This is a genomic window from Cupriavidus sp. SK-4 (assembly GCF_000611125.1).
Taxonomy (GTDB): Bacteria; Pseudomonadota; Gammaproteobacteria; order Burkholderiales; family Burkholderiaceae; genus Cupriavidus; species Cupriavidus necator.
Genome location: NZ_JFJW01000102.1, coordinates 129,107 through 153,676, shown reverse-complemented (window position 1 = coordinate 153,676; position 24,570 = coordinate 129,107). Strand labels below are relative to the sequence as shown.

Below are 24,570 nucleotides of genomic sequence, written 5' to 3'. Positions count from 1 at the left end.
GCGGGGTTTCCTATTGGTCTGGGCCGGGCGGCGGCAGGCGCAGCCCGGTTTTCTTGAGGATGCGGGTGGACCACAGCACGTCGTGCGCGCGGCAGGCGTTGCCAAGCAGTGCCGCGATCACGGCAAGCTGCGGCGCGGCGTCTTCGCGGGAGCGCGCATGGACCATCGCGAACAGGTTGTAGGGCCAATGCGGCAAGTGGCGCGGACGGCGATAGCAATGGCTGACGAAGGGCAGGGCGCCGATGCGCTCGCCCAGCGTGTCAATGCACGCATCGTCCACGTCCCACACGGTCATGCCGTTGGCGCGCCAGCCCAGCCGGTAGTGATTGGGCACGGCGCCGATACGGCGCAGCACGCCGCGCGCCTGCATCGCGGCGAGCCGCGTGATCACTTCGTGCTCGGTCAGGCCGAGTTCGCAGGCCACCGCCGCATAGGGCGCCGGCACCAGCGGCAGGCCGGCTTGCGTGGCGCGAATCAGCGCGAGGTCGACGGGATCGACAGGCTCCGACATCAGGCGGGCAGGTAGAGGTTGACGAAGAACTCGCGTTCCTTCGGGAACGGCAGGATCTCGACGCCGGCCGCCGCGGCAATGCGCGCGAGTACCGGCGCGACCTCCTCCGGCCTCGCCACCGCCAGCACGAACCACAGGTTCAGGTGATGCGTGCGCGCGTAGTGGTGGGCAACCTCGGGGTACGCGTTGATGGCGGCGATCACGGTTTCCATGCGCGTGGCAGGCGCATGGCAGGCGCACAGCACGAAGCTTCCGCCTGCGCGCTCGATCTGGTAGAGCGGGCCGAAGCGCGTCAGCACGCCTGCGGCAAGCAGCGCGCGCAGCCGCTCCAGCAGTTCGGCCTCGGTGATGCCGAGGGCCGACGCGGCTTCGGCATACGGATGCGGCACCAGTGGCAGGCCGCGCTGCAGCGCGTTGATGATGCGGCGGTCGAGCGGGTCGAGTGCGGCGATTGCACTGGTCATGCCGACACCTGCATGGCATAGCGTGTGCCGCGCTGCTTGTAGCAGCGCGTGCCGACCAGCACGGTCCCGGGCGCGTGTTCCAGCCCGGCGGTGGCGTGGATGCGCGCCAGCGCGGGCTGCAAGTCCTGCGCATTGCGCGCATGGACCATCGCAAACAGGTTGTAGGGCCAGTCGGGCAGCCGGCGCACGCGGCGGTAGCACAGGGTCACGCGTACCTGCCGAGCAAGCCGCATGCCGATGGCGTCCACCTGCGCGTCGGGCACGTCCCACACGCACATGGCGTTGTGGCCGAAGCCGAAACGCCCATGCTGCAGCACCACGCCCAGGCGCCGGATCACGCCCTGCGCGGACCAGCGCGCCAACCGCTCCAGGACTTGTGGCATCGGCATCCGCGCTTGCGCCGCCAGTGCGTGGAACGGGCGCGGCGTCAGCGGCAGGCCGGTTTCCAATGCTGCCACCAGGCGCCAGTCGTCATCGTCCAGGGCAACAGGCGCGGCGGGAGCGGCCGCGCTGGCCACGCGGCGGGCGCGCGCGCTGCCCGGGCGCGCCAGCGGGAAGCCAAGGTCGATGTGATACTCGCGGGCCATGGGCAGGTCCAGCGGTGCCAGGCCGGTCAAGTCTCCGATCGACGCCAGCGTGACGTCGAGCATGCGGCGCTCGCGCGCGCCCGCGACGAACCACAGGTTGTAGGGGTGGCCGCTGCGCGCATAGTTGTGGCTGACCGCCGCGCAGGCGCTGACGCGCGCTGCCACGCGGTCCAGCTGGGCCGGCGGCACGGACAGCGCCGCCAGCGTGCTGACGCCGATCACGTTGGGCGCGAACACGGCGCCGACGCGGCTGATGCGCCCGCTGCCCAGGTCGCGCGCCAGCAGGCTCAGCAGCGTGTGCTCGCACAGGCCGAGCTTTCCGGCCAGCGCCTGGTAGGGCCGCGGCTGCAGCGGGAAATCGCGCTGCAGGGTGTCGTAGAGGTTCAGTTCATCGTACATGGTGCCCTTACATGCCGAACCGTTGCGCGCGCACGGTGAAGAAGATGCCGCTGGGGTTGTCGGCGGGCAGCGTGGCAATGCGCGCCAGGCTGGCGGTGTCGTAGACCTCGACACGGTTGTCGTCGCGGCAGGACAGCCACAGAGCCTCGCCCTTGGGTGTGAACTCCATATGCAGCACGCTGCGGCAGGGGCGCAGCGTGCGCACCACCTGGCGCGTGGCGGTGTCGATCACCTGCACCGTGTCGTTGTTGGGGGAAGGCGAAGTTGACCCAGACCTGGTGCCCGTCGGGCCGTGCCATCGCAAAGACCGGCTGGCCGGCCAGGGCCACGCGCGCGGCCTGCTGCCAGCCGTTGGCGGGATCGGCCACCAGCACCTCATGACGGCCGATCGCCGGCAGCCAGGCCCTGCCCTGGGCCATGGCCCAGCCGCGCAGGTGCGGCATCTTGTAGACCGGCAGCGGCGCGCTGCCGCGGCCGTAGCCGGAGAGCACGCGGTGCGACTGCAGCGGCGCCTGCCACAGGTCGACCAGCGCCAGGCCGTCCTCACCGAACAGGCCGGCCAGGTACCAGCGGCCATCGGGCGTGACCAGTCCGTCGTACGGCTCGCGGCCCGCCGGCAGGCGTGTCACCTGCGGCTGGCGCGGATCGCTGGCGTCGATGATCCAGATCTCGCCGGATTCAAACAGGCTGGCGGCAAAGCGGCGCCCGGGCAGATCGGCCAGCCCCACCACCTTGGAGCGGCGGCCGTCATTGCCGATGGCCGGCAACTCCGCCAACGGCTCAAGCGACTGGGCATCGAACAGCCGGATGCCGCCGGGCGCGTAGTTCTGCGCCGCCACCACGCGCCCATCCTGCGAGATCGCGCCGCCGATACTGTTACCCGCCTGCAGCACGCGGTGGGTGATGCGGGCGCTCAGCAAGTCCACGCGCGTCAGGCCGCCGTCGCGGCCGAAGACATAGGCGTAGCGTGCGTCGCGCGAGAACACCACGCTGGCGTGGGACAAGTCGCCGAGTCCTTCCACCGTTGCCAGCCGGGTCATGCCGGTGGTCTCGACAATCTGCAGCCGTCCGGCGGCGCGCTCCACCACCACGCCCAGGTCGCCGGTGCCGCGCACGGCGCTGGCACAACCGGCCACCAGCGCGGCGGCAAAGGTGGCGCACAAGGCCGCGGCCAGGCCGCGGATCAGTTGCCTTGCGGCGAGGCGGCCGGTGGCTTGCCGGCCTGCAGTCGATCGATCAGCCATTGGGCTTCATCCTGCGTCATGAAGGGTTGCCAGGGCGGCATCGCGGTGCCGGGGCGGCCGTACAGCACGGTGGCGACCAGGCCCTCGGGCGGTTTACCGGACAGTGCCTCGCGCGTCAGCGGCGGGCCCAGCCCGCCGCGCAGCGTCATGCCGTGGCAGGCGCCGCAGTCATCGCGCAGCCAGTGCGCCAGCTGCGCCTGCCGGGCAGGGGTGGGCTGGGCTGCCGCGGCGGGCGCTGCGCCCAGCACGGCAGCTGCCAGCCCCGCCAGCGCAGCGCGCCGCCAGGCGATGTGATTACGCATGGTGGCGCCGGCTCAGTACACGTCGTGCTGCGTGTTGTAGGCGTTGAACTTGCCGGTCGGGGTGACCAGGCGCTTGTCCTTGATCACGGTCTTGAGCGTGCGGGTCTTGTCGTCGACCACCACCAGCGCGGACTCGCCGTCCTTGGTGCCCCAGACCGAGAACCAGACCTCGTCGCCGGCCTTGTTGTACTCGGCCTGCACCACGCGCCTGGCGCCCGCGCCCTTCAGGTCGGCCCAGTCGGCGATCGGCAGCACCTTGTAGCCGGCTTCCAGGTTGCGCGTGTCGAACACCGCCACCGACTGGTTGAGCTTAGCGTCAGGGTTCAGCGGCGTGTCGACCCACAGGTTGGACGACTTCGGGTGGGTCTTGATGAAGAGCGAACCGCCGCCCTGGCCCTTGATGGTCTGCACCACCTTCCACGCCTGCGCCGGGTGTCCGGCCGGATCGGTGCCGATCAGGCTGATGGTCTCGTCGCCAAGGTGGCTGGTGGTCCAGACCGGGCCGAACTTCGGATGCGTGAAGTTGGCGCCGCGCCCCGGATGCGGGGTCTTGCCCACGTTGATCAGGGCGGCCAGCTTGTTCTCCTTGGTGTCGACCACGGCGATCTTGTCGGACGCATTGGCGGCCACCAGGAAGTAGCGGCCGGTGGCGTCGAAGCCGCCGTCATGCAGGAACTTGGCTGAATCGATGGCGGTGGTCTTCAGGTTGGACAGGTCCGAGTAGTTGACCATCAGGATCTTGCCGGTCTCCTTGGCGTTGATCACGAACTCCGGATGGAAATGGCTGGCGACGATGGCCGCCACGCGCGGCTCGGGGTGGTATTCGTTGTCCACGGTCATGCCGCGCGTGGAGACCACCTTGAGCGGCTTGAGCGTGTCGCCTTCCATGATCACGTACTGCGGCGGCCAGTAGGAACCGGCCACGGCGTACTTGTCTTCATAGCCCTTGTACTTGGAGGTCTCGACCGAGCGCGCCTCCATGCCGACCTTCACTTCCGCGACGATATCGGGCTTGGGCAGCCACAGGTCGATCAGGTCCAGCCGCGCGTCGCGGCCGATCACGTACAGGTAGCGCCCGGACGCCGACATGCGCGAGATATGGACCGCGTAGCCGGTCTTGACGATATTGATGATCTGCTTGCTGTCGCCGTCGATCAGCGCGACCTCGCCGGCATCGCGCAGCGTGACCGAGAAGAGGTTGTCCAGGTTGTACTGGTTCATCTTCTTTGTAGGACGCTGGGCCACCGGCAGGATGTCCTTGCGGCTTTTCTCGATATCGGCCAGCGAGTACTCGGGCGGGGTCGGCGGGTCGAGCTGGATATAGCGCGCCATCAGGTCGACTTCCTTGTCGGAGAGATCGCCCGAGGTGCCCCAGTTAGGCATGCCGGCGGGGCTGCCGTACTTGATGAAGATCTTCAGGTACTCGGTGCCGCGCGCGCGGGTGATGTCCGGCGTCAGCGCCTTGCCGGTCGCGCCCTTGCGCAGTACGCCGTGGCAGCCGGCGCAGCGTTCGAAGTAGATCTGCCGGGCGTGGTCGAACTCAGCGGCGGTGAGGGTGGGGATGGCGGCTTTCGGTTCCGCCTTCGGTTCTGCCTTGGTGGCTGCATGTGGCAGCCCGAGCCAGAGTGAGAGCGGCAATGCCGCGATTGCCGGGTACAGCCAGTTTTTTGCTTTCATGGGTGCCGTGGATCAGCGGTGAGGAAAGCTGTTTCGCGGTGCCCATGCCTGCGTGGCGGGCACATGTCGTCATGTGGAAATCATGCGGACACACTGACGACATGGAATTGACTGGCATCAAACGGCGGCGGTGGTGCGGGAACGAAGTGTGGGGTGGTTGATGCTTGTGGTTGGCATGGTGCAAGCGCACCGTGAAGGCGATGCGCTTGCAAGGGCATGCTTCAGGTCGCGCCCAAGCGGTCGCGCGTGCGCCTGGCCACGTTCGTTGTCCACGGGAACGCGCTCCGGTACTGCTGGATGAACTGCTCGATCTCGCCGCGCTGCCGCAGCGACAGGCCGATCATGTCCAGCCCTTCGATAAACATGCGGCGGTGCCTTGCCGACAGCTCGAAGGCGTAGTCGCCGGAGGGCGTGCGCACGCGCATCGCCTCGACATCGATGCTGATGGTGTTGCCCGCGTCCGCATCCACGTCGTTCATCAACCGCTCGATCACCTCGCGCGGCAGCATCACCAGCAGCAGCCGGTTGTTCATCGCGTTCGAATAGAAGATCTCGCCGAAGCTCGGCGCAATCACGGCGCGGATGCCGAATTGCTGCAGGCCCCAGACGGCGTGCTCGCGGCTGGAGCCGCAGCCGAAATTGGCGCCGCTTACCAGGATGCTGGTGCCGGCGTACTCGGGCCGGTTCAGCACAAAGCCAGCGCGCGGCGCGCCGCTGGCGTCGAAGCGGTGGTCGTAGAGAATGCCCTCGGCCAGCCCGGCCTTGTCGATCCCGCGCAGGAACTGCTTGGGGATGATCTGGTCGGTATCGAGGTTCTCAAAGCGGATGGCGGCGCCTTTGCCGGCGATGCAGGTGGGTTCAGGCATGGGTGATCTCCAGCTTGCGGACGTCGGTGATGACGCCGGTGACGGCGGCCGCGGCGGCCATGGCCGGGCTCATCAGGTGGGTGATGGCACCGCGTCCCTGCCGACCCTCGAAATTGCGGTTGGTGGTGGAAGCGCAGCGCACGCCGTCGGCGAGCACGTCGTCGTTCATGGCCAGGCACATCGAGCAGCCCGGTTGCCGCCATTCAAAGCCCGCGGCGGTGAGGATCTCGGCCAGGCCCTCGCGCTCGGCCTGGGCCTTGACCGCGCCAGACCCGGGCACCACCATGGCCCTGACCCCCGCGGCCACCTTGCGGCCACGCACTACGCTGGCCACCGCGCGCAGGTCCTCGATGCGGCCGTTGGTGCAGGAGCCGATGAAGACGTGCTGGATCGGCGTGCCTGCCAGCGCGGCGCCCGGCTGCAGGTGCGTGTACGCCAGCGCGCGCTCGACCGAGCGCTGCTCGGCCTCGTCGAGCTGGTCTTCCGGGAACGGGATCTGGCCGGACACCGGCAGTACCTGGTCCGGGCTGGTGCCCCAGGTCACGGAGGGCTCGATCTCGCTTGCGTCGAACACGAAGTCCATGTCGAACACGGCACCCGCATCGCTTTGGAGAGTCGCCCAGTAGCTGAGCGCGGCGTCGCGCTGCGGACCTTCGATATCCACGGCGCGGCGCAGCACATAGTCGGTGGCGACCGCGTCCGGCGCGATCAGCGCGCCGCGCGCCGCGGCCTCCACGGTCATGTTGCACAGCGTGAAGCGGGCCTCGATGCTCAGGTCGCGGATCGCCGATCCGCAGTACTCCACCACATAGCCGCGCGCACCCTGCGCGCCGATCGCGCCGATGATCCTGAGGATCAGGTCCTTGGCGGTGGTGCCGGCGGGCAGCTTGCCGTCCACGCGGATGCGCATGGTCCTGGCCATCCGGTAGACCAGCGTCTGGGTGGCCAGCACATGCTCGACCTCGGAGGTGCCGATGCCGAAGCCGAGCGCGCCGAGCGCGCCGTAGGTGGTGGTATGGCTGTCGCCGCAGATCACCACCATGCCCGGCCGGATCATGCCGTGCTCGGGCGCGATCACGTGCTCGATGCCCTGCAGCGTGTCGTTGGTGTCGAACAGCGGGATCGCGTGCCGCTCGCAGTTGGCACGCAGGTTGGTAGCCTGCAGCGCCGAGGCCGGATCCGCGATCACGCGGATCGCGGTGGGGTGCGTCGGGATGATATGGCTGACCACCGAGACGTTCTGTCCGGGCACCAGCACGCCGCGGTCCTGTTCATGCAGCCCGGCGAAGGCCTGCGGGCTGGTGTACTCGTTCATCAGGTGCAGGTCGCAGTACAACAGCACGTTGTCGTCGTCGATCCTGGCCACGGTATGGGAGTCGACCAGCTTCTGGTATAGCGTCTTGGGGATCATGGCAACTGCCTTGTCTGTTGTTATTCCGCGGTGATGCCGCGCTGCCTGATCAGGTTGGCCCACACGGGCATCTCTTTCTCCAGGCGCTGGCGCGCGGCCTCGGGCGTGGTCGGGGTGGGCTCGAAGCCTTCCTTGAGCATGCGGTCACGGGTTGCCTGCGCGGCCAGCGCCGTGTTCAGCGCCGCGTTCAGCTTGTCGATCACGGGCCTGGGCGTGCCGGCCGGGGCAAACACCATGAACCAGGTCTCGAAGGCATAGCCGGGCAGGCCCGCCTCGGCCGCGGTCGGCACATTCGGCAACTGCGGCGCGCGCTTGCTGCCGGTGACGGCGAGCGCCTTGAGCTTGCCGCCCTGCACATGCTGCTGCGCGGCCGAGATCACCGGGAAGCTCATGTCGACCTGGCCCGCAATGGTGTCGACCAGGGCCGGGCCGCCGCCGCGGTACGGCACGTGGACGATGGAGACATTGGCCACCGACTTGAACAGCTCGGCCGACATATGGAAGGTGCTGCCGTTGCCCGCGGACCCGTAGGTCAGCTTGCCCGGCGTGGCCCTGGCCGCCGCGATCAGTTCCTGCAGGTTCCTGGCGGGCACGTTGTTGTTGACCACCAGCACGTGCTGCGAACTGGCGACCATGCCGATCGGGGCCAGGTCCTTCAGCGTGTCATACGGCATGCGCGGGAACAGGCCCGGGTTGATCGCCAGGGACACCGTCTGCAGGCCGATGGTGTAGCCGTCGGCGGCGGCCTTGGCCACGGCATCGACGCCGATATTGCCGCCGGCGCCGGCACGGTTCTCGACCACGATGGTGCCGCCCAGGCTCTTCGACCAGGCATCCGAGACCAGGCGGGCGGCGATGTCGGCGCTGCCGCCCGGTGCGTACGGCACGATCAGGCGTACCGGGCGCTGGGGATAGGACTGGGCCGCGGCCGTGCCGATCGACGCGGCACACAGCAGCAAGGCGGTGAGGTGGGCAACTTTCATGGGTGTCTCCTGGTTTAGGAATCGTTATGGAAACCATCGTATCATTCACCCAGAAGCACATAATTCAAACTCAGTTACTTCTTTGTTTCTTGATATTCACTAATGGATAACCTCTCGGACGTCGCGTTCTTTGCGTGCATCAACAAGCACGGCAGCCTGGCCGGCGCGGCGCAGGAGCTTGGCGTGACGCCGCCCGCGGTCAGCAAGCGGCTGGCGGGGCTGGAGGCACGGCTGCGCGTCCGGTTGCTGCACCGGACCACGCGCCGCATCAGCCTGACGCCGGAAGGGGAAAGCTATCTGGTGGAAGGGGCAAGGATCCTGGCGGAGATGGAGGCGCTGGAGCGATCGATCGCGGGCAACGGCAGCACCCCGCACGGCTTGCTCAAGATCGGCGCTACGCTCGGCTTCGGACGGCGGCATATCGCGCCGGCGCTGTCGGGGTTCTCGCGCCGTTTCCCGAATATCGAGGTCCAGCTCTATCTGACTGACCGGCCCCTGAATCTGGTCGAGCAGGGCCTGGACGCCATGATCCACTTTGGCGAGATGCCGGATGTGCGGCTGACGGCGCGACTGCTGGCCAACAACCGCCGCCTGCTCTGTGCCGCGCCGTCCTACCTGGAAGCGCGGGGCGAGCCATCAAGCCCGCGCGAGCTGGCGCGGCATAACTGCATCTTCATCCGCGAAGCCGACGAGACCTTCGGCACCTGGCACCTGCGCCATGGCGCGCAGCAGGAGACCGTCAAGGTCCGCGGCACCATGAGCACCAATGACGGGGAATCGGCGCTGGCCTGGGCGCTGGATGGCCAGGGCCTGATCGTGCGCTCCGAGTGGGATGTTGCGGAGCCCCTGCGCAGCGGCGCCCTGCGCCGGGTGCTGCCCCAATGGCAGTTCGCGCCCGCGGATATCCACCTGGTGTTCCCGGCGCGCAACCATCGTCCGGACAAGGTGCGGGCGCTGGTGGACTACCTGCTGGAGCACTTTGCCAGCCACCGTGCCTCCGGCGCGGGCAGCGCGGACAGCGCCTGGTAGCCCTCTGGCGGCGATCATGCGCGGTACGGGGGCCGCGCCACCCGATACTGGGGGGCGATTCCGGCGCCACTAGCGTCCATCATGACTGGCAATACCAGAAGACCGATGGAAACGCGCATGGAAACAGCCCCCACGCCCCAACCCGGACGCACGCTGCGTCACACCCGCCAGATCGAATGCCGCGGCTATCTGCGCGACGATGGCCTCTATGACATCGAGGCCGATATGGATGATATTTCCGCCGACGCCACCGAACTGCCCTTTGTCAGCGTGCCCGATGGGGGCTTCATTCACCAGATGCGCCTGTGCATGACGATCGACGCGGACCTGGTGATCCGGCGCTTCGAGGCCCGCACCGAGACCGGCCCGACGCCGTACTGCGCGGAGATCAACGCCGCCTATCGGCAGCTGGAGGGCCTGCGCATCGGCGGCGGCTTCCGGCAGCAGGCCAGGGCGCGCCTGGGGGGCGCCAAGGGCTGTACCCACCTGACCGAGCTGCTGGGGCCCCTGGCCACCACCGCGATGCAGACCATCATGTCGGTCCAGCGCGAACAGACGCCGTGGCATGCCAAGCTGGCGGGAGACGAGCCCGTACCCCGGCCCTGGATCCTGGACACCTGCCACGCCTACCGCAACGACGGCGAGGCCGTGAACGTCATATGGCCGTTGCACCGTCGCGCGAGCGACTGAACGCGGCAGCCGCGGTCGCCGCCCCCGCCTCGTCTTTCATGGCGAGGATGAAGCCCCCCACCCGTGCAATGTCGTCAAGGGCCATGCAAGGCAGTACCGTGTCCATGCGCGCATCGGTGACCAGCGCGACGATCGAAGGATCGCCCGGGTAGTAGGGCGCGCGCCCGTGCGCCGGCCGGTAGACCTCGATGCGCGGAATCGCCTCGCGCCGGAAGCCTTCCACCAGCGTGATATCGGCCGGCCGCAAGCGCGCCACCTGCTCGGCCAGCGTCGGCTCGGCCTCGTCGGTCAGTTCGCGCACGATGGCGAAGCGATAGGGCGATGCCACCATCACCTCGGCCGCGCCGGCGGCGCGAAAGCGCGCGCTGTCCTTGCCCGGCGGCTCCAGTTCCAGCGGATGATGGCTGTGCTTGATCACGTTGACGGTCAGGCCTTGTGCGCGGAACCACGGCAGCAGTGCCGTGATCAGCGTGGTCTTGCCGCTGCCGGAGGTGCCGGTGATGCCAATGATGAAGGGATGCATGGGGTCAGGGTTCGCAGGATTCGCGGAGTTCAGTTTGGGCGGGCAGCGGGCACACCAGCGGCAGGAAGCTGTCGGCTCGCTGCGAATAGGCCAGCAGCGCGCCGGCCTGCAGGTCGAAATACCAGCCGTGCAGCGTCAGCCTGCCGGCCTCCAGCGCGCGCCGCACGAACGGGAAGGTCTGCAGGTTGCGCAGCGACACCAGGATCGCCGCCTGCTCGCAGGCGCGCTGGCGCTCGGCGGCGCTGGCCGCGGCCAGGGTTTCCTCTACCTGCCTGCGCGCCGGTGCCGCGATGCGCACCCAGGCGCCGATGTAATCGGGGTCTTCGCTTTCATCGGGCGGATGGTCGCCGGCGTCGGCCGGCTGCGCCAGCAAGGCGCGGATGCCGCCGCAGCCGCCGTGGCCCATCACGATGATGCGCGCCACGCGCAGCTGCTGCACGGCAAACTGGATCGCCGCGGATACGCCGTGCAGGCTGCCTTCATGGCGGCCGGTGCAGGGCGGCACCAGATTGCCGATATTGCGCACGGTAAAGAGTTCGCCCGGATCGCAGCCCAGCAGCAGGCCAGGATCGACGCGTGAATCGCTGCAGCCGATCAGGAGCGTGGGCGGGCGCTGGCCGGTGCGCAGCGTGTCGAACAGCCCGGGCTCGTCGTCGAAATAGCGTTGCTGGAAGCGTTCGAAACCTTTGAGCAGTTGTTCGATGTGATGCATGGCGGCGTCCGGGCGCTACTGCACCAGCGGGCTGTCGGCGCCCTCCAGCTCGATGCCTTCGATGCGCGCGCGCCCGATCAGCAGGCTGGCGTACTGCTTCCAGGCACGGTCGCGCGCGGCGCTGGCCAGGGCGCGGGCAATGTCGCCGTGCACCGCATCGAAGGGCAGGCGCGTGCCGGGGCAGCGTTCCAGGACGCGCACGATATGCAGGCCATAACGGGTTTCAAGCAAATGCGGCAGCACGCCGTCCTGCTGCGCGGCGAACAGCGCGCGCTCGAATTCCGGCGCGGTCTCGCCGCGGAACACGCGGCCAAGCCGGCCGCCGTTGGCGCCGCTCGGGCAATTGGACAGCGCGCGGGCGTGCTCGGGGAAGGTGGAAGGATCGCCCCGCACCAGCGCCAGCGTCTGCGCGGCGATCTCGCGCAGCGCGTCCAGCGGCACGCGCGGCGTGACCTGGAACAGGATATGGTCGGCCTCGACCCATTCGCCGTCGCGAAAGCGCTCGGGGCGGCTGTCGTAGTGGCGGCGGCAGCTGGCTTCGTCGGGCTCGGGCGTGCCGGCTTCATGTGCCAGCAGCGCCTGCGCCAGCGCGTCGTCATCCAGGCCTTCGGCCGCCAGGCCGATGCGGTCGGCTTCGGCGCGCACCAACTGGCGCAGGATGGCCGAGATAGTGGCCAGCCGCGCCGGGTTGGCCGCGTCGTGATGGTGGTCCAGCTCGCGTTCGATATCGGCGTCGCGCAGTTCCACGCCGTTGACGGTGACAGGCATGCTGTTCTCCTTGTCGGGTTGCGGTGCTCAGCGGCTACGTACCAGTTGCCAGGCGCGGCCGAGGTAGCCGACCGAGGCAAAGCCGCTCCACACATGCACCAGCCGCGTGAACGGGAAGATCGCGAACAGCGTGATGCCCATGAACAGGTGCGCCTTGAACAGCAGCGGCGCATCCGCGACATAGCTGGCGGCGTCGCCGCGCAGCGTGACGATGTGCTGCGCCCAGGTCATCAGCTGCACCATCATGTGGCCGTCCATGTGGCTGGCGGATTCGAAGATGGTGGACAGGCCCAGCAGCAGCGTCACCAGCAGCCACAGCAGCAGCACCTTGTCGCCGGTGCGGGTGACCGCCGACACGCGGGCGTTGGTCAGGCGGCGGTGCAGCAGGATCAGCAGCCCGGCCAGGCACATGGTGCCCATCACGCCGCCGGCGGCCATCGCCACGGCCTGCTTGAAGCCGTGTGAGACACCCAGCGCATCCCACACCGCCACCGGCGTCAGCAGGCCGACCAGGTGGCCGAAGAACAGGCCCAGGATGCCGACGTGGAACAGGATGTTGCCGGTGCGCAGGTTGCCCCGGTACAGCACCTGCGAGCTGTCGGTCTTCCAGGTGTATTGCTCGCGCTCGAAGCGGGCCAGGCTGCCGAACAGGAAGATGGCGGCAGCGATGTACGGGTAGATGCCGAAGAGGAATTGGTGGATCGTTGCCATGGTGTGTTAACCCATTGTCTGGTGTTCAGTTTGCATTGCCATGCCCTGTCAGCAGGCAGCCGGCACTGGCGCCCTGACACACGGATCGCGCGGATAGAATTTCACCGCCTGCGGACCCGTCTGCGGCGCCAGCAGCGGCTCCACGCCGTCGGCCCCAGGCCCGAAGGTCTCCAGCGCCTCGTCCATGTCGCGCACCGGCGGCTCCTGCTGCGGTTGCGGCTGCACGCCGGTCAGCGTGCGCAGCACCGCGAACACGCCGGCGTACGGGCTTTCATTGCGCGCCAGTCGGTCGCCGATCGCGGCCAGCACGTGGATGGCGTCGCCCAGCAATTGCTCGGCGCGCGCTTCCTTGCCATCGGCCACCAGCGCGCCGAGGAACTCCAGGAACAGCGGCACGTAGTCGGGCAGCTCGGACGCCGCAGGTTCAAATCCGTCGCGCCGGTACTCGTCGATCAGGTCGACCATGGCCTGGCCGCGGTCGCGGCTTTCGCCGTGCACGTGCTCGAACAGGTGCAGCGAGTGCGCCGGGTTGCGGTCGAAGGTGGCGACGTAGTTCTCCTGCAGCGCGATCAGCGACTCGCTGCGCAGCAGGCCGGTCACGGGGGCCAGCAGCTCGCGCGCCTGCGGCCATTCGGCCAGCATGGCGTCGATCTCGGGCAGGGCGTCGAGCAGATCCTGCTCGGGGTAGCCGAGCAGGGCGCTGAGGATGGGATAGAGGGGCATGTTGTTCTCCGTGCGGTTCGTGGGACGCATCAGCTCATCACGGCGTTCTTGCGCGACTTGGGCATGTCGACAAAGTGGACGCTGCCCTGCGGCTTCTTGCCGAACAGCGAGCCGTCCGAAGTACCACCTGAGCAGCCGTTGCCAAAGGTGAAGCCGCAGCTGGCCTTGTCGTTGAAGCTGTCCTCGACCATCTCCTTGTGCGAGGACGGGATCACGAAGCGGTCCTCGTAGTTGGCGATGGCCATGGTCTGGTACATGTCCTCGACCTGCGCGGGCGTCAGGCCCACCTGCTCCAGCACACCCAGGTCCTGCACGCCGTCCACCACCTGCGAGCGCTTGTAGGCGCGCATCGCCAGCATGCGGTCCAGCGCGGACAGCACCGGCATCACGTCGCCCGCGGTCAGCAGGTTGGCCAGGTACTTGACCGGGATGCGCAGGCTCTTCACGTCCGGGATCACGCCGTTCAGGCCCATGTGGCCGGCCTCGGCCGCCGACTGGATCGGCGACAGCGGCGGGATGTACCAGACCATCGGCAGGGTGCGGTACTCCGGGTGCAGCGGAAAGGCAACCTTCCACTCGCACGCCATCTTGTAGACCGGCGACTTGCGCGCGGCATCCAGCCAGCTTTGCGGAATGCCCTGGCGCAGCGCCTCGGCCTGCACCGCGGGATCGTGCGGATCGAGGAAGACGTCGAGCTGCGACTGGTACAGGTCGCGCTCATCGGCCACCGATGCCGCCTGCTCGATGCGGTCGGCGTCGTACAGCATCACGCCGAGATAGCGGATGCGGCCGACGCAGGTCTCGGAGCAGACCGTGGGCTGGCCGGCCTCGATGCGCGGATAGCAGAACAGGCACTTCTCGGCCTTGCCGCTCTGCCAGTTGAAGTAGATCTTCTTGTACGGGCAGCCCGAGATGCACATGCGCCAGCCGCGGCACTTGTCCTGGTCGACCAGCACGATGCCGTCGTCCTCGCGCTTGTAGATCGAGCCCGACGGGCACGACGCGACGCAGGCCGGGTTCAGGCAGTGCTCGCACAGGCGCGGCAGGTACATCATGAAGGTGTTCTCAAAGGTGGAGTACATCTCCTTCTGCACGTCGTCGAAGAGCTTGTCGCGGCCGCGCGAGCTGAATTCGCCGCCGAGGTCGTCTTCCCAGTTCGGGCCCCACTCGATCTTTTCCATCTTGCGGCCCGTCAGCACCGAGACCGGACGCGCGGTGGGCGGCGTCTGCACCAGCGGCGCCTTCTGCAAATGCTCGTAGTCGTAGGTAAAGGGCTCGTAGTACTCGTCGATCTGCGGCAGGTTGGGGTTGGCGAACAGGTTCGCCAGGATCTTCAGCTTGCCGCCCTGGCGCGGCTCCAGCGTGCCGTCGGCGTTGCGGCGCCAGCCGCCCTGCCACTTGTCCTGGTTCTCCCACTCCTTCGGGTAGCCGATGCCGGGCTTGGTCTCGACGTTGTTGAACCACGCGTACTCGACGCCGTCGCGGCTGGTCCAGACGTTCTTGCAGGTCACGGAGCAGGTATGGCAGCCGATGCACTTGTCGAGGTTCAGCACCATGGCCACCTGGGCACGGATCTTCATTGCGAGGCTCCTTCCTTAGTCTTTTCTACGAGCGGCCCTTCCAGCCAGTCGACCTTCTTCATCTTGCGCAGGATCACGAACTCGTCGCGGTTGCTGCCCACGGTGCCGTAGTAGTTGAAGCCGTAGGCCAGCTGCGCGTAGCCGCCGATCATGTGGGTGGGCTTGGTCACGGCGCGCGTGACCGAGTTATGGATGCCGCCGCGCATGCCGCTGGTCTCGGCGCCGGGCACGTTCACGATCTTTTCCTGGGCGTGATACATCAAACACATGCCCTTGGGCACGCGCTGCGACACCACCACGCGGGCGGTCAGCGTGCCATTGACGTTGAAGACCTCGACCCAGTCGTTGTCGCGGATGCCGTTGGCCTTGGCCTCGGTCTCCGAGATCCACACGTGCGGGCCGCCGCGCGACAGCGTCAGCATGCGCAGGTTGTCCGAGTAGGTGGAGTGGATGCCCCACTTCTGGTGTGGCGTGATCCAGTTCAGCACCAGCTCCGGATTGCCGTTGGGCTTCTTGCCCAGCATCGGCGCCACGGTCTTGGTGTCGATGGCCGGCTTGTACACGCACGCGCCTTCGCCGAAGTCCAGCATCCAGCGGTGGTCCTGCCAGAACTGCTGGCGGCCGGTGAGCGTGCGCCAGGGGATCAGCTCATGCACGTTGGTGTAGCCGGCGTTGTAGCTGACCTCTTCCGATTCCAGTCCCGACCACGTTGGCGCGGAGATGATCTTGCGCGGCTGCGCCTGCACGTCGCGGAAGCGGATCTTGTCGTGCTCGCGGCCCTCGGCCAGGTGGGCGTGGTCGCGCCCGGTGATCTTCGACAGTGCTTCCCAGGCCTTGACGGCGACGTGGCCGTTGGTCTCGGGCGCGAAGGTCAGGATCATCTCGGCGGCGTCGATCGCGCTTTCCAGCCGCGGGCGGCCCTGGCTGACGCCGGGTTCCTTGACGGTGTGGCTGAGCTGACCGATCTCCTTCACTTCATGCTGGGTGTTCCAGTTGATGCCCTTGCCGCCATTGCCAAGCTTGTCCAGCAGCGGCCCGATCGAGGTGAACTTCTTGTAGATGTCCGCGTAGTTGCGCTCCACCACGGTCATCGACGGCGCGGTCTTGCCGGGGATCAGGTCGCACTCGCCGGCCTTCCAGTCCTTCGGCTCGAACGGCTGGCCGAGTTCGCCCGGGGTGTCGTGCAGCAGCGGCGTGCACACCAGGTCCTTGCGCGTGCCCAGGTAGGGGCCGGCAATCTCGCTGAACTTCTTCGCGATGGCCTTGTAGATCTCCCAATCGGTCTTGCTTTCCCACAGCGGCTGCACGGCTTCGGACAGCGGGTGGATGAACGGGTGCATGTCGGACGTGTTGAGGTCGTCCTTCTCGTACCAGGTGGCGGTGGGCAGCACGATGTCGCCGTACAGGCAGGTGGTGCTCATGCGGAAGTCCAGCACGGTCAGCAGGTCCAGCTTGCCTTCGGCGGCCGGGCGCACGTTGACTTCGCTCGGCGTGATCGCATCGTTCTCGTCGCCGAATACGGCGTTCTGCGTGCCCAGCAGATACTTCAGGAAGTACTCATGGCCCTTGCCCGAGCTGCCCAGGATATTGGAGCGCCACACGAACATATTGCGCGGGAAGTTGGCCGGGTTGTCGGGATCGTCGCAGGCGAACTGCAGCTTGCCGGACTTCAGTTGCTCGACCGTGTAGGCGACCGGGTCCTGCCCGGCGCGGTCGGCCGCATCGACCACATCGAGCGGATTGGTGCCCAGTTGCGGGGCCGACGGCAGCCAGCCCATCCGTTCGGACTTCGCGTTCAGGTCCAGCAGCGAGAGGCCGTCATAGCGCTTGCGGTCGGCGGTCGGCGACAGGATCTCGTCGACGCCCAGCTTCTCGTGGCGCCACTGGCTGGTGTGGTTGTAGAAGAACGAGGTGCCGTTCATCTGGCGCGGCGGGCGCGACCAGTCCAGGCCGAAGGCCAGCGGGGCCCAGCCGAATTGCGGACGCAGCTTTTCCTGGCCGACATAGTGGGCCCAGCCGCCGCCGCTCTTGCCGATGCAGCCGCACATCATCAGCAGGTTGATGATGCCGCGGTAGATCATGTCGTTGTGATACCAGTGGTTGAGCGCGGCACCGACGATCACCATGCTCTTGCCTTGCGTGCGGTCGGCGTTGTCGGCGAACTCGCGCGCTACCTGCGTCACCAGGCGTGCCGGCACTGAGGTGTGCTTTTCCTGCCAGGCGGGGGTGTAGGGCACGTCGTCTTCATACGACGCCGCCACGTTGGGGCCGCCCAGGCCTTGGTCGACACCGTAGTTGGCCATCTGCAGGTCATACACAGTGGCGACAAGCGCGGTGCTGCCATCGGGCAGAGTGAGGCGGCGGGCCGGCACGCGGCGGCGCAGCAGCTCGTCGTGTTCGCCGCCGAAGTAGGGGAAGCCGACTTCGACCACTTCGTCATGCTGGCTGACCAGCGACAGGCGCGGATCGATGGTGCGGCCGCTGCCACCGTCCTTCATTTCCAGGTTCCAGCGGCCCACCTTCTCGCCGCCGTTGTGCGCGGCTTCGCCCCAGCGGAAGCCGATCGAACCGTTGGGCGCGACGATCTCGCCGGTGGCGTCGTCAATCTGCAGGGTCTTCCACTCGGGATGGTTGGCTTCGCCGAGGTTATCGGCCAGGTGCGAGGCGCGCAGGAAGTGATCGGGCACCAGCGTGCCCTGGTTGTCACGCAGCAGCACCAGCATCGGCATGTCGGTGTACTGCTTCACGTAGTCGCGGAAGTAAGCGGACTTGCCGCTGGCGTGGAATTCCTTCAGCACCACGTGGCCCATGGCCATCGCCAGCGCGGCGTCGGTGCCTTGCTTCGGCGCCAGCCAGATGTCGCCGAACTTGACCATCTCGCCGAAGTCGGACGAGACTGCCACGGTCTTGGTGCCCTTGTAGCGGACCTCCGTGTAGAAGTGCGCGTCGGGCGTGCGGGTCTGCGGCACGTTCGAGCCCCACACCATCAGGTAGGTGGAGTTGTACCAGTCGGCTGATTCGGGCACGTCGGTCTGTTCGCCCCAGACCTGCGGGCTGGCCGGCGGCAGGTCGCAGTACCAGTCGTAGAACGACAGGCAGGCGCCACCGAGCAGGCTCAGGTAGCGTGCGCCGGCGGCATAGGACACCATCGACATGGCCGGGATCGGCGAGAAGCCGATCACGCGGTCCGGGCCGAATTTCTTCACGGTAAAGGCATTGGCCGCCGCGATCATCTCGGTCGCCGTGTTCCAGTCCGCACGCACGAAGCCGCCCAGGCCGCGCACGCTCTTGTAGCGCGCGGCCTTGACCGGGTCCTGGCTGATCGATTCCCACGCGGCAACGGGGTCCATGGTCTTGCGGGCCTCGCGCCACATCTCCATCAGGCGGCCGCGGATCATCGGGTACTTGACGCGCTGCGCGGAGTAGACGTACCAGCTGTACGAGGCCCCGCGCGGGCAGCCGCGCGGCTCATGGTTGGGCAGGTCCGGGCGCGTGCGCGGGTAGTCGGTCTGCTGGGTTTCCCACGTGATCAGGCCGTTCTTCACGTAGACCTTCCAGGAGCAGGAGCCGGTGCAGTTCACGCCGTGGGTCGAGCGCACGATCTTGTCGTGCTGCCAGCGGCTGCGATAGCCGTCCTCCCACTTGCGGTCTTCGTTCACCACCGCGCCGTGGCCATCCGCATAGGTGGACTTGACGCGCGACATGAACTTCAGTCGATCCAGGACATGACTCATTGCTTTGTTCTCCGCGAGTGCTTTGCTGCGGGCGCTCCGGTGGTTTCAGGAGCTTTGCAGGGACACCCTCAGCTTATGGGGGAGGCGGGCGGCAGCCAATTCGCTGGTGGAACAGCCGCCGCATGGCGATCGGGCTAGGCGCCGGGCACGGGACTAGTTCGGAAGAACTAGCCCGGCCGGCGGCACTGGTGACAGGGTCAGCAGGGCATGGGGGCGTTGCGGCGCGCGTAGTGCCACCATGTCACCAGCACGCAGCTGAGGTAGAAGGCGATAAAGCAATACAGCGCGGCGTCGGCGGCGCCGGTCAGCTCCAGCGAGGTGCCGAAGCTCTTGGGGATAAAGAAGCCGCCGTAGGCGCCGATTGCGCCGGAGAAGCCCAGCACGGCGGCGGATTCCTTGCCGGCGTCCTGCAATGCCTGCTTCTGTGCGGCGTCGCCCTTGCCCGCGGCGGCACGCTGGCGCTCGGTCAGGAAGATCACCGGGATCATGCGGAAGGTCGAGCCGTTGCCGATGCCGGTCAGCGCGAACAACGCGATGAAGGCGGCCAGGAAGAATGTGAAGTTGCCGCCGGCGCCGTCATGCGGCAGTGCCGCCAGCACCGCGAACACTGCCGCGATCATCCCGACGAAGGTCCACAGCGTGACGCGCGCACCGCCGAGCTTGTCGGAGATCCAGCCACCTACCGGTCGCGTGAGCGCGCCCACCAGCGGCCCCAGGAACGCATACGCCGTGGGATTCACGCCCGGGAACTGCGACTTGGTCAGCAGTGCCAGCCCGGCCGAGAAGCCGATGAATGAACCGAAGGTGCCCACATACAGCCAGCACATCAGCCAGTTGTGCTTGCGCTTGAAGATCACTGCCTGGTCGGCAAAGGAGGCCTTGGCGTCCGCAATGTCATGCATGCCGAACCAGGCCGCCAGTGCCGACACGATGATGAACGGCACCCAGACAAAGCCCGCGTTCTGCAGCCACAGGTTCTGCGTGGCGCCGTTGGCCTGGTACTGCTGCGGCTCGCCGCCAAGCGCGCCGAAGATCGCCACCGACACCACCAGCGGCGTGACGAACTGCACTACCGACACGCCCAGGTTGCCGATGCCCGCGTTCAGCCCGGTGGCCAGCCCCTTCTTCGCCTTGGGGAAGAAGAAGCTGATATTGGCCATCGACGAACTGAAGTTGGCCCCACCCAGCCCGCACAGCAGCGCCAGCACCAGCAGAGTCGGATAGCCGGTGGACGGGTCGCGCAGCGCGAAGCCCATGCCCAGCGCGGGGATCAGCAGCAGCGCGGTGGAGATCGCGGTGAAGCGGCGCCCGCCGAACACCGGCACCAGGAACGAGTAGAAGATGCGCAGCGTGGCGCCGGACAGCGCCGGCAGCGCGGTCAGCCAGAACAGCTGGTTCTTGGTGAACTGAAAGCCGGCGCGGTCTAGGTTTACCGCGACCACGCTCCACAGCATCCAGACCACGAAGGCCAGCATCAGCGCCGGGATCGAGATCCACAGGTTGCGGTAGGCGATGCGTTCGCCTTCGCTTTGCCAGAAAGCCTTGTTCTCGGGCTCCCAGCGGGTGAGTACGGAAGAGGACATGATGGTGTGCCTTGGTTGCTAGTGCGATGAAGGGCGTCAGGCGGCTTGTGCCAGGCCGACGGCGCTTTCCTTGCGCCGGCGCTCGGCGCGCTGGCTGTAGTGCATCCACACCAGGCTCACGCAGACGGTGCCGTACATCAGCATGAAGCAGCTGCTGCGCACGCCGGTCAGGTCGGCCAGCACGCCGAACAGGATCGGCAGCACGAAGCCGCCCAGCCCGCCGGCCAGGCCGACCACGCCCGAGACCGCGCCGATGTTGTGCGTGAAGTCGTTGGAGATGAACTTGAACACCGAGGCCTTGCCGATAGCGAAGGCGATGCCGACCACGAACAGCAGGAAGGTGAAGACGGTGGGCGTCAGCGCGATGCGGAAGGCCTGCGGGCCGCTGATGGTCTGGATGATGAAATCCGTCTGCGGATAGCTCAGCAGGAAGAAGCCGACCCAGCTCACCCACATCACCCACCAGGTGGTGCGGTGCGCGCCGTAACGGTCGGAGATCCAGCCGCCGATGGCGCGCAGCACGCCGCCGGGCAGCGAGAAGCACGCGGCCAGGAAGGCGGCGGTCTTGATGTCGAAGCCGTATTCGCCGATGTAGTACTTGGTCATCCACAGCGACAGGCCGACATAGCCGCCGAACACCACCGAGTAGTACTGCGAGTAGCGCCACACGCGCGGGTCGCGCATCACGGCGAGCTGCTCGCGCCAGCCGACGCTGGACTTGACCAGGTGCGCCGGGTTGCTGCGCGAGAACACCCAGAACAGGACGGCGGTGACGAGCATCGCCACGGAATAGACGCGCGGCACCACGGTCCAGGTGCCGGCGGCCAGGATCATCGCCGGCGCGACGAACTTGGTCAGCGCCGCGCCCGAGTTGCCGGCGCCGAAGATGCCCATCGCCAGGCCCTGGCGCGAGCGCGGGAACCAGCGTGCCACATACGGCGTGCCGACCGAGAACGAGCCGCCGGCCAGGCCGACGAACAGGCCCAGCACCAGCAGCTGCCACAGCGTGTGCGCGTACGAGATCAGCCAGATCGGGATCACCGTGGCCAGCATCAGCACGAAGAAAACAATGCGGCCGCCGTAGCGGTCGGTCCAGATGCCAAGCGGCACGCGGATCAGCGAGCCGCTCAGCACGGGGGTTGCCGCCAGCAGCCCGAATTCGGTGTCGTTGAGGCCGAGTTCCTGCTTGAGCGGAATGCCGAGGACCGCGAACAGCATCCAGACGGCAAAGCAGATGGTGAAGGCGAAAGTGCTGGACGCCAGCGTGATTGCGGCGCCGGGCGCAATGGGCTCCGGCGCGCGTGGGTGGGTGGCCATGGCCATGCTCCTGTGTCAACTTTGGCGGGGGTGATGCCAGAGTAGGGGCGGCCACTGGTGCTGCCTATTCGCCGGCAGCACAGCGCACACGGGTGCGCAGCCTGCCTTTGGAGGTAGTTCTGCCGGCGGAGGTCGCCGGCGCGGCGGCGGTGCTATCGTGCAGTCAGCGTGAATGGCATCCGTTTTCGCACCTGCGGCTAACCGTGCGCCGGATCAAGAAACCGGCGCGCGCCGCACCACCTGATTCCCATAGCCAGCCATGGACACCATCCCCATCCTCCCCGCGCGGCGCTCGCCGCCCCCCGGCAAGGCGCCCGCCGGGCCGCCGCCGCGCGGTTTTGCGCTGTTTGCGCTGGGCTTCCGGCCGTTCTACCTGGGCGGGGCGGTGTTCGCCGCGCTGGCCATCGCGGCGTGGTCGGCGATGCTGGCGGGCGTCGCCGCAGTCGGCCCGGCGCCGGTGATGCCGGCGATGTTCTGGCATGCGCACGAGATGGTGTTCGGCTTTGCCGCGGCCATCGTGGTGGGCTTCCTGTTCACCGCGGGGCGGGCCTGGACCGGCCAGCCGACACCCACCGGAGCCGCGCTGGCCGCGCTGTTCCTGCTGTGGCTGGCCGGGCGCGTGGGCATGTGGGTGGCCCCCGGCACGGCGGCCTTCGTGATCGAGGGCGCGTTCCTGCCGCTGGCTGCGCTGGCCTTCACGCGCACGCTGGCCCGCGCCGGCAACCGCCGCAACTATCCGCTGGCCCTGGCGCTGTGGCTGCTGGGCGCGGCCGACATCACCAGCCTGTGGCTGCAGGCGCGCGGCCATGACGCCGGTGCGATGCTGGCCTGCCGCGCCGGCGTGGCGCTGGTCACGCTGTTCGTGGTGGTGATCGGCGGGCGCGTCATCCCGATGTTCACGACCAACGCGATCCCGGGGTTCCGCCTGCGCCAATACCGGCAGGTGGACCGCATGGTGGTGCCGGCCGCGGCGTTGGGACTGGCCGCGGGGCTGCTGCCGTTGCCGGGCTGGCTGGCGGCGGCACTGTCATTGCTGGCCGCGGCGGTGCTGGCCGTGCGCGTGGCTGGCTGGCGCAGCCATGCGGTAGGCAACCGGTCGATCCTGTGGGTGCTGCACCTGGCCTATGCGTGGCTGCCGGTGGCGCTGCTGCTGCAGGCGCTGGGTGCGCTGGGGCTGGTGATGGCGGGGCTGGCGACGCATGCGTTCACGGTGGGCGTGCTCGGCGTGGCGATCATCGCCATGATCACGCGCACCGCGCTGGGCCACACCGGCCGCATGCTGGTGGCCGGCCGCGCGGAAACCGCGGCGTACTGGCTGGTGGCCGCGGCTGCGGTGTTGCGGGTGTTCGGGCCGATGGCCTGGCCGGGCGGCTACCTGCACTGGGTGTGGGGAGCCGGGGCGTGCTGGGTGGCCGGGTTCGGCCTCTATGCGCTGGCGTATGCGCCGCGGCTTGCGCGTCCGCGGGTGGACGGCAAGCCGGGCTGAAGTGCGGGATCAGGGGCAGGCTTGCGCCACGGGCACGGCGGCGTGGCTGCCGTTTTCCATCCTCACGCTCAGCCACGCCACCCCCAGCGCAGCCATCGGCGCCAGGGCCGCAATCCACGGCAATGCCGCCAGCCCCGGCCCGTGATCGACCACCACGCCGCCCATCCACGCGCCCAGGCCGTTGCCCAGGTTGAATGCCGCGATATTGAAGCTCGATGCCAGGTTCTGCCCCGCGCCCTGGGCGTGGCGCAGCACGCGCAGCTGCAGCGGCGAGACCGTGGCAAAGGCCGCGACGCCAAGGATGCCGACGAAGGCCACCACCAGCACCTGGCTGTGGATGGCCAGCGTCATCGCCGCCAGCACCAGCGTCAGCGTGGTCAGCGTGGCCAGCACCGCGCGCGTCGGGGTGCGGTCGGCAAAGCGGCCGCCGAGCACGTTGCCAAGGATCATGCCGGCGCCGAACAGCAGCAGGATCGGTGACACCGCCGCCTCGCCAAAGCCGGACACGCGCGTCAGCAGCGGCTGCACGTAGGTGATCACGGCAAAGATGCCCATCGACTGCAGCACCGTCATCAACAGGCCCAGCAGCACCTGCGGGCGGCCGATGGTGGCCAGTTCGTCGCGCAGCGCCACCGGGGCGCCGTGGTCCTGGCTCTTCTGCACCAGCAGCGCGATCACCGCCAGCGACATCAGCCCGATCAGCGTCATCGCCCAGAAGGTCGAGCGCCAGCCCAGGTGCAGGCCCAGCCAGGCGCCGGCGGGCATGCCCAGCAGCGTGGCCAGTGTCAGGCCGGAGAACATCACGGAAATCGCCGAGGCGCGGCGGTCTTCCGGCACCAGCCCGGTGGCCACCACCGCGCCGACGCCGAAGAAGGTGCCGTGCGTGAGCGAGGTCAGCACGCGCGCGATCATCAGCGTGGTGTAGTCGGGCGCCAGCGCGCAGGCGGCATTGCCGATGGTGTAGATCACCATCAGCGCCAGCAGCACGGCCTTGCGCGGCATGCGCCGCGACAGCAGGGTCAGCACCGGCGCGCCGGCGAAGACGCCCAGCGCGTAGCCGGACACCAGCATGCCGGCGGCGGCGATGGTCACCTCCAGGTCGGCGGCAACCTGAAGCAGCAGGCCCATGATCACGAATTCGGCGCAGCCGATGCCGAAGGAACCGGCAGTGAGCGCGTAGAGCGCAACCGGCAGCCGGCCGCGGGCGGATGCAGCGCCGGGTGTGGAGTTAGTGGAGACTGGGGAGGCCATGTTCGGGGGAGGCGTCGGC

Annotated in this window: 21 protein-coding genes and 1 pseudogene; 3 read left to right on the top strand and 19 right to left on the bottom strand. The window is 68.0% G+C overall.

Annotation, left to right across the window (positions count from 1 at the left end; genetic code table 11):
* Positions 1-10: 10 nt before the first annotated feature.
* From CF68_RS37510 to CF68_RS22920, 9 genes and pseudogenes are all read right to left on the bottom strand, one after another.
* On the bottom strand, positions 11-511 hold the full coding sequence (locus tag CF68_RS37510; RefSeq protein ID WP_035823226.1) for an AsnC family transcriptional regulator: 501 nt from the start codon (positions 509-511) through the stop codon (positions 11-13).
* Entirely contained in the window at positions 511-975 is a 465-nt protein-coding gene (locus tag CF68_RS37505) for an Lrp/AsnC family transcriptional regulator (protein ID WP_035823224.1), read from the bottom strand. The genes CF68_RS37510 and CF68_RS37505 overlap by 1 nt, the downstream gene beginning before the upstream one ends.
* Positions 972-1,961, bottom strand: coding sequence for an Lrp/AsnC family transcriptional regulator (locus tag CF68_RS22950; protein ID WP_035823222.1), 990 nt, complete (start codon positions 1,959-1,961; stop codon positions 972-974). The genes CF68_RS37505 and CF68_RS22950 overlap by 4 nt, the downstream gene beginning before the upstream one ends.
* Before the next feature lie 7 nt (positions 1,962-1,968).
* Positions 1,969-3,205: pseudogene (locus CF68_RS22945) on the bottom strand (cytochrome D1 domain-containing protein).
* On the bottom strand, positions 3,145-3,507 hold the full coding sequence (locus CF68_RS22940; protein WP_035823220.1) for a cytochrome c: 363 nt from the start codon (positions 3,505-3,507) through the stop codon (positions 3,145-3,147). Before CF68_RS22940 ends, CF68_RS22945 begins: the two are co-directional and overlap by 61 nt.
* 12 nt (positions 3,508-3,519) lie before the next feature.
* On the bottom strand, positions 3,520-5,184 hold the full coding sequence (locus tag CF68_RS22935; protein ID WP_035823219.1) for a nitrite reductase: 1,665 nt from the start codon (positions 5,182-5,184) through the stop codon (positions 3,520-3,522).
* A gap of 221 nt (positions 5,185-5,405) precedes the next feature.
* A complete protein-coding gene (gene leuD / locus CF68_RS22930) occupies positions 5,406-6,050 on the bottom strand; it encodes a 3-isopropylmalate dehydratase small subunit (protein ID WP_035823217.1) in 645 nt (214 codons plus the stop codon).
* Positions 6,043-7,461: a 3-isopropylmalate dehydratase large subunit gene (gene leuC / locus CF68_RS22925; protein ID WP_084187391.1), complete on the bottom strand. Its 1,419-nt coding sequence runs from the start codon at positions 7,459-7,461 to the stop codon at positions 6,043-6,045. The genes leuD and leuC overlap by 8 nt, the downstream gene beginning before the upstream one ends.
* A 20-nt stretch (positions 7,462-7,481) precedes the next feature.
* Positions 7,482-8,444: a tripartite tricarboxylate transporter substrate binding protein gene (locus tag CF68_RS22920; RefSeq protein ID WP_035823215.1), complete on the bottom strand. Its 963-nt coding sequence runs from the start codon at positions 8,442-8,444 to the stop codon at positions 7,482-7,484.
* A gap of 102 nt (positions 8,445-8,546) precedes the next feature.
* Here CF68_RS22920 and CF68_RS22915 point away from each other — a divergent pair, with 102 nt between their 5' ends.
* Together CF68_RS22915 and CF68_RS22910 are read left to right on the top strand one after the other, a co-directional pair.
* Complete coding sequence (locus CF68_RS22915) at positions 8,547-9,473, top strand: LysR family transcriptional regulator (protein ID WP_035823213.1); 927 nt, start codon at positions 8,547-8,549, stop codon at positions 9,471-9,473.
* Between the two features lie 117 nt (positions 9,474-9,590).
* Entirely contained in the window at positions 9,591-10,163 is a 573-nt protein-coding gene (locus tag CF68_RS22910; RefSeq protein ID WP_035823210.1) for a DUF2889 domain-containing protein, read from the top strand.
* On the opposite strand, the gene mobB is transcribed toward CF68_RS22910, so the two are convergent.
* From mobB to CF68_RS22865, 9 genes are all read right to left on the bottom strand, one after another.
* Positions 10,129-10,686: a molybdopterin-guanine dinucleotide biosynthesis protein B gene (gene mobB, locus CF68_RS22905; RefSeq protein ID WP_035823208.1), complete on the bottom strand. Its 558-nt coding sequence runs from the start codon at positions 10,684-10,686 to the stop codon at positions 10,129-10,131. The genes CF68_RS22910 and mobB overlap by 35 nt on opposite strands.
* A gap of 4 nt (positions 10,687-10,690) precedes the next feature.
* Positions 10,691-11,398 carry a carbonic anhydrase gene (locus CF68_RS22900; protein WP_035823206.1) on the bottom strand — a complete coding sequence of 236 codons (708 nt, stop codon included), beginning with the start codon at positions 11,396-11,398 and terminating at the stop codon, positions 10,691-10,693.
* 15 nt (positions 11,399-11,413) lie between these two features.
* On the bottom strand, positions 11,414-12,166 hold the full coding sequence (locus tag CF68_RS22895; RefSeq protein ID WP_035823204.1) for a peptidylprolyl isomerase: 753 nt from the start codon (positions 12,164-12,166) through the stop codon (positions 11,414-11,416).
* 27 nt (positions 12,167-12,193) lie between these two features.
* Positions 12,194-12,877 (bottom strand): respiratory nitrate reductase subunit gamma, encoded by a 684-nt coding sequence (narI, locus tag CF68_RS22890; RefSeq protein WP_035823202.1) that lies wholly within the window; start codon positions 12,875-12,877, stop codon positions 12,194-12,196.
* Positions 12,878-12,925: 48 nt separating this feature from the next.
* Positions 12,926-13,600, bottom strand: a complete 675-nt coding sequence (gene narJ / locus CF68_RS22885; protein WP_035823314.1) for a nitrate reductase molybdenum cofactor assembly chaperone — start codon at positions 13,598-13,600, stop codon at positions 12,926-12,928.
* Between the two features lie 29 nt (positions 13,601-13,629).
* Positions 13,630-15,180, bottom strand: coding sequence for a nitrate reductase subunit beta (gene narH / locus CF68_RS22880; RefSeq protein WP_035823200.1), 1,551 nt, complete (start codon positions 15,178-15,180; stop codon positions 13,630-13,632).
* Positions 15,177-18,914 carry a nitrate reductase subunit alpha gene (locus tag CF68_RS22875; RefSeq protein ID WP_035823198.1) on the bottom strand — a complete coding sequence of 1,246 codons (3,738 nt, stop codon included), beginning with the start codon at positions 18,912-18,914 and terminating at the stop codon, positions 15,177-15,179. Before CF68_RS22875 ends, narH begins: the two co-directional genes overlap by 4 nt.
* A gap of 197 nt (positions 18,915-19,111) precedes the next feature.
* Positions 19,112-20,497: a NarK family nitrate/nitrite MFS transporter gene (locus tag CF68_RS22870; protein ID WP_035823196.1), complete on the bottom strand. Its 1,386-nt coding sequence runs from the start codon at positions 20,495-20,497 to the stop codon at positions 19,112-19,114.
* A 36-nt stretch (positions 20,498-20,533) separates the two neighbouring features.
* Positions 20,534-21,814, bottom strand: coding sequence for a nitrate/nitrite transporter (locus tag CF68_RS22865; RefSeq protein ID WP_200872584.1), 1,281 nt, complete (start codon positions 21,812-21,814; stop codon positions 20,534-20,536).
* A 259-nt stretch (positions 21,815-22,073) separates the two neighbouring features.
* On the opposite strand from CF68_RS22865, the gene CF68_RS22860 reads away from it, so the two are divergent.
* Positions 22,074-23,300, top strand: a complete 1,227-nt coding sequence (locus CF68_RS22860) for an NnrS family protein (protein WP_035823193.1) — start codon at positions 22,074-22,076, stop codon at positions 23,298-23,300.
* 9 nt (positions 23,301-23,309) lie between these two features.
* Here CF68_RS22860 and CF68_RS22855 read toward each other — a convergent pair whose 3' ends face one another.
* On the bottom strand, positions 23,310-24,551 hold the full coding sequence (locus CF68_RS22855; RefSeq protein WP_051591638.1) for an MFS transporter: 1,242 nt from the start codon (positions 24,549-24,551) through the stop codon (positions 23,310-23,312).
* Positions 24,552-24,570: the final 19 nt, after the last annotated feature.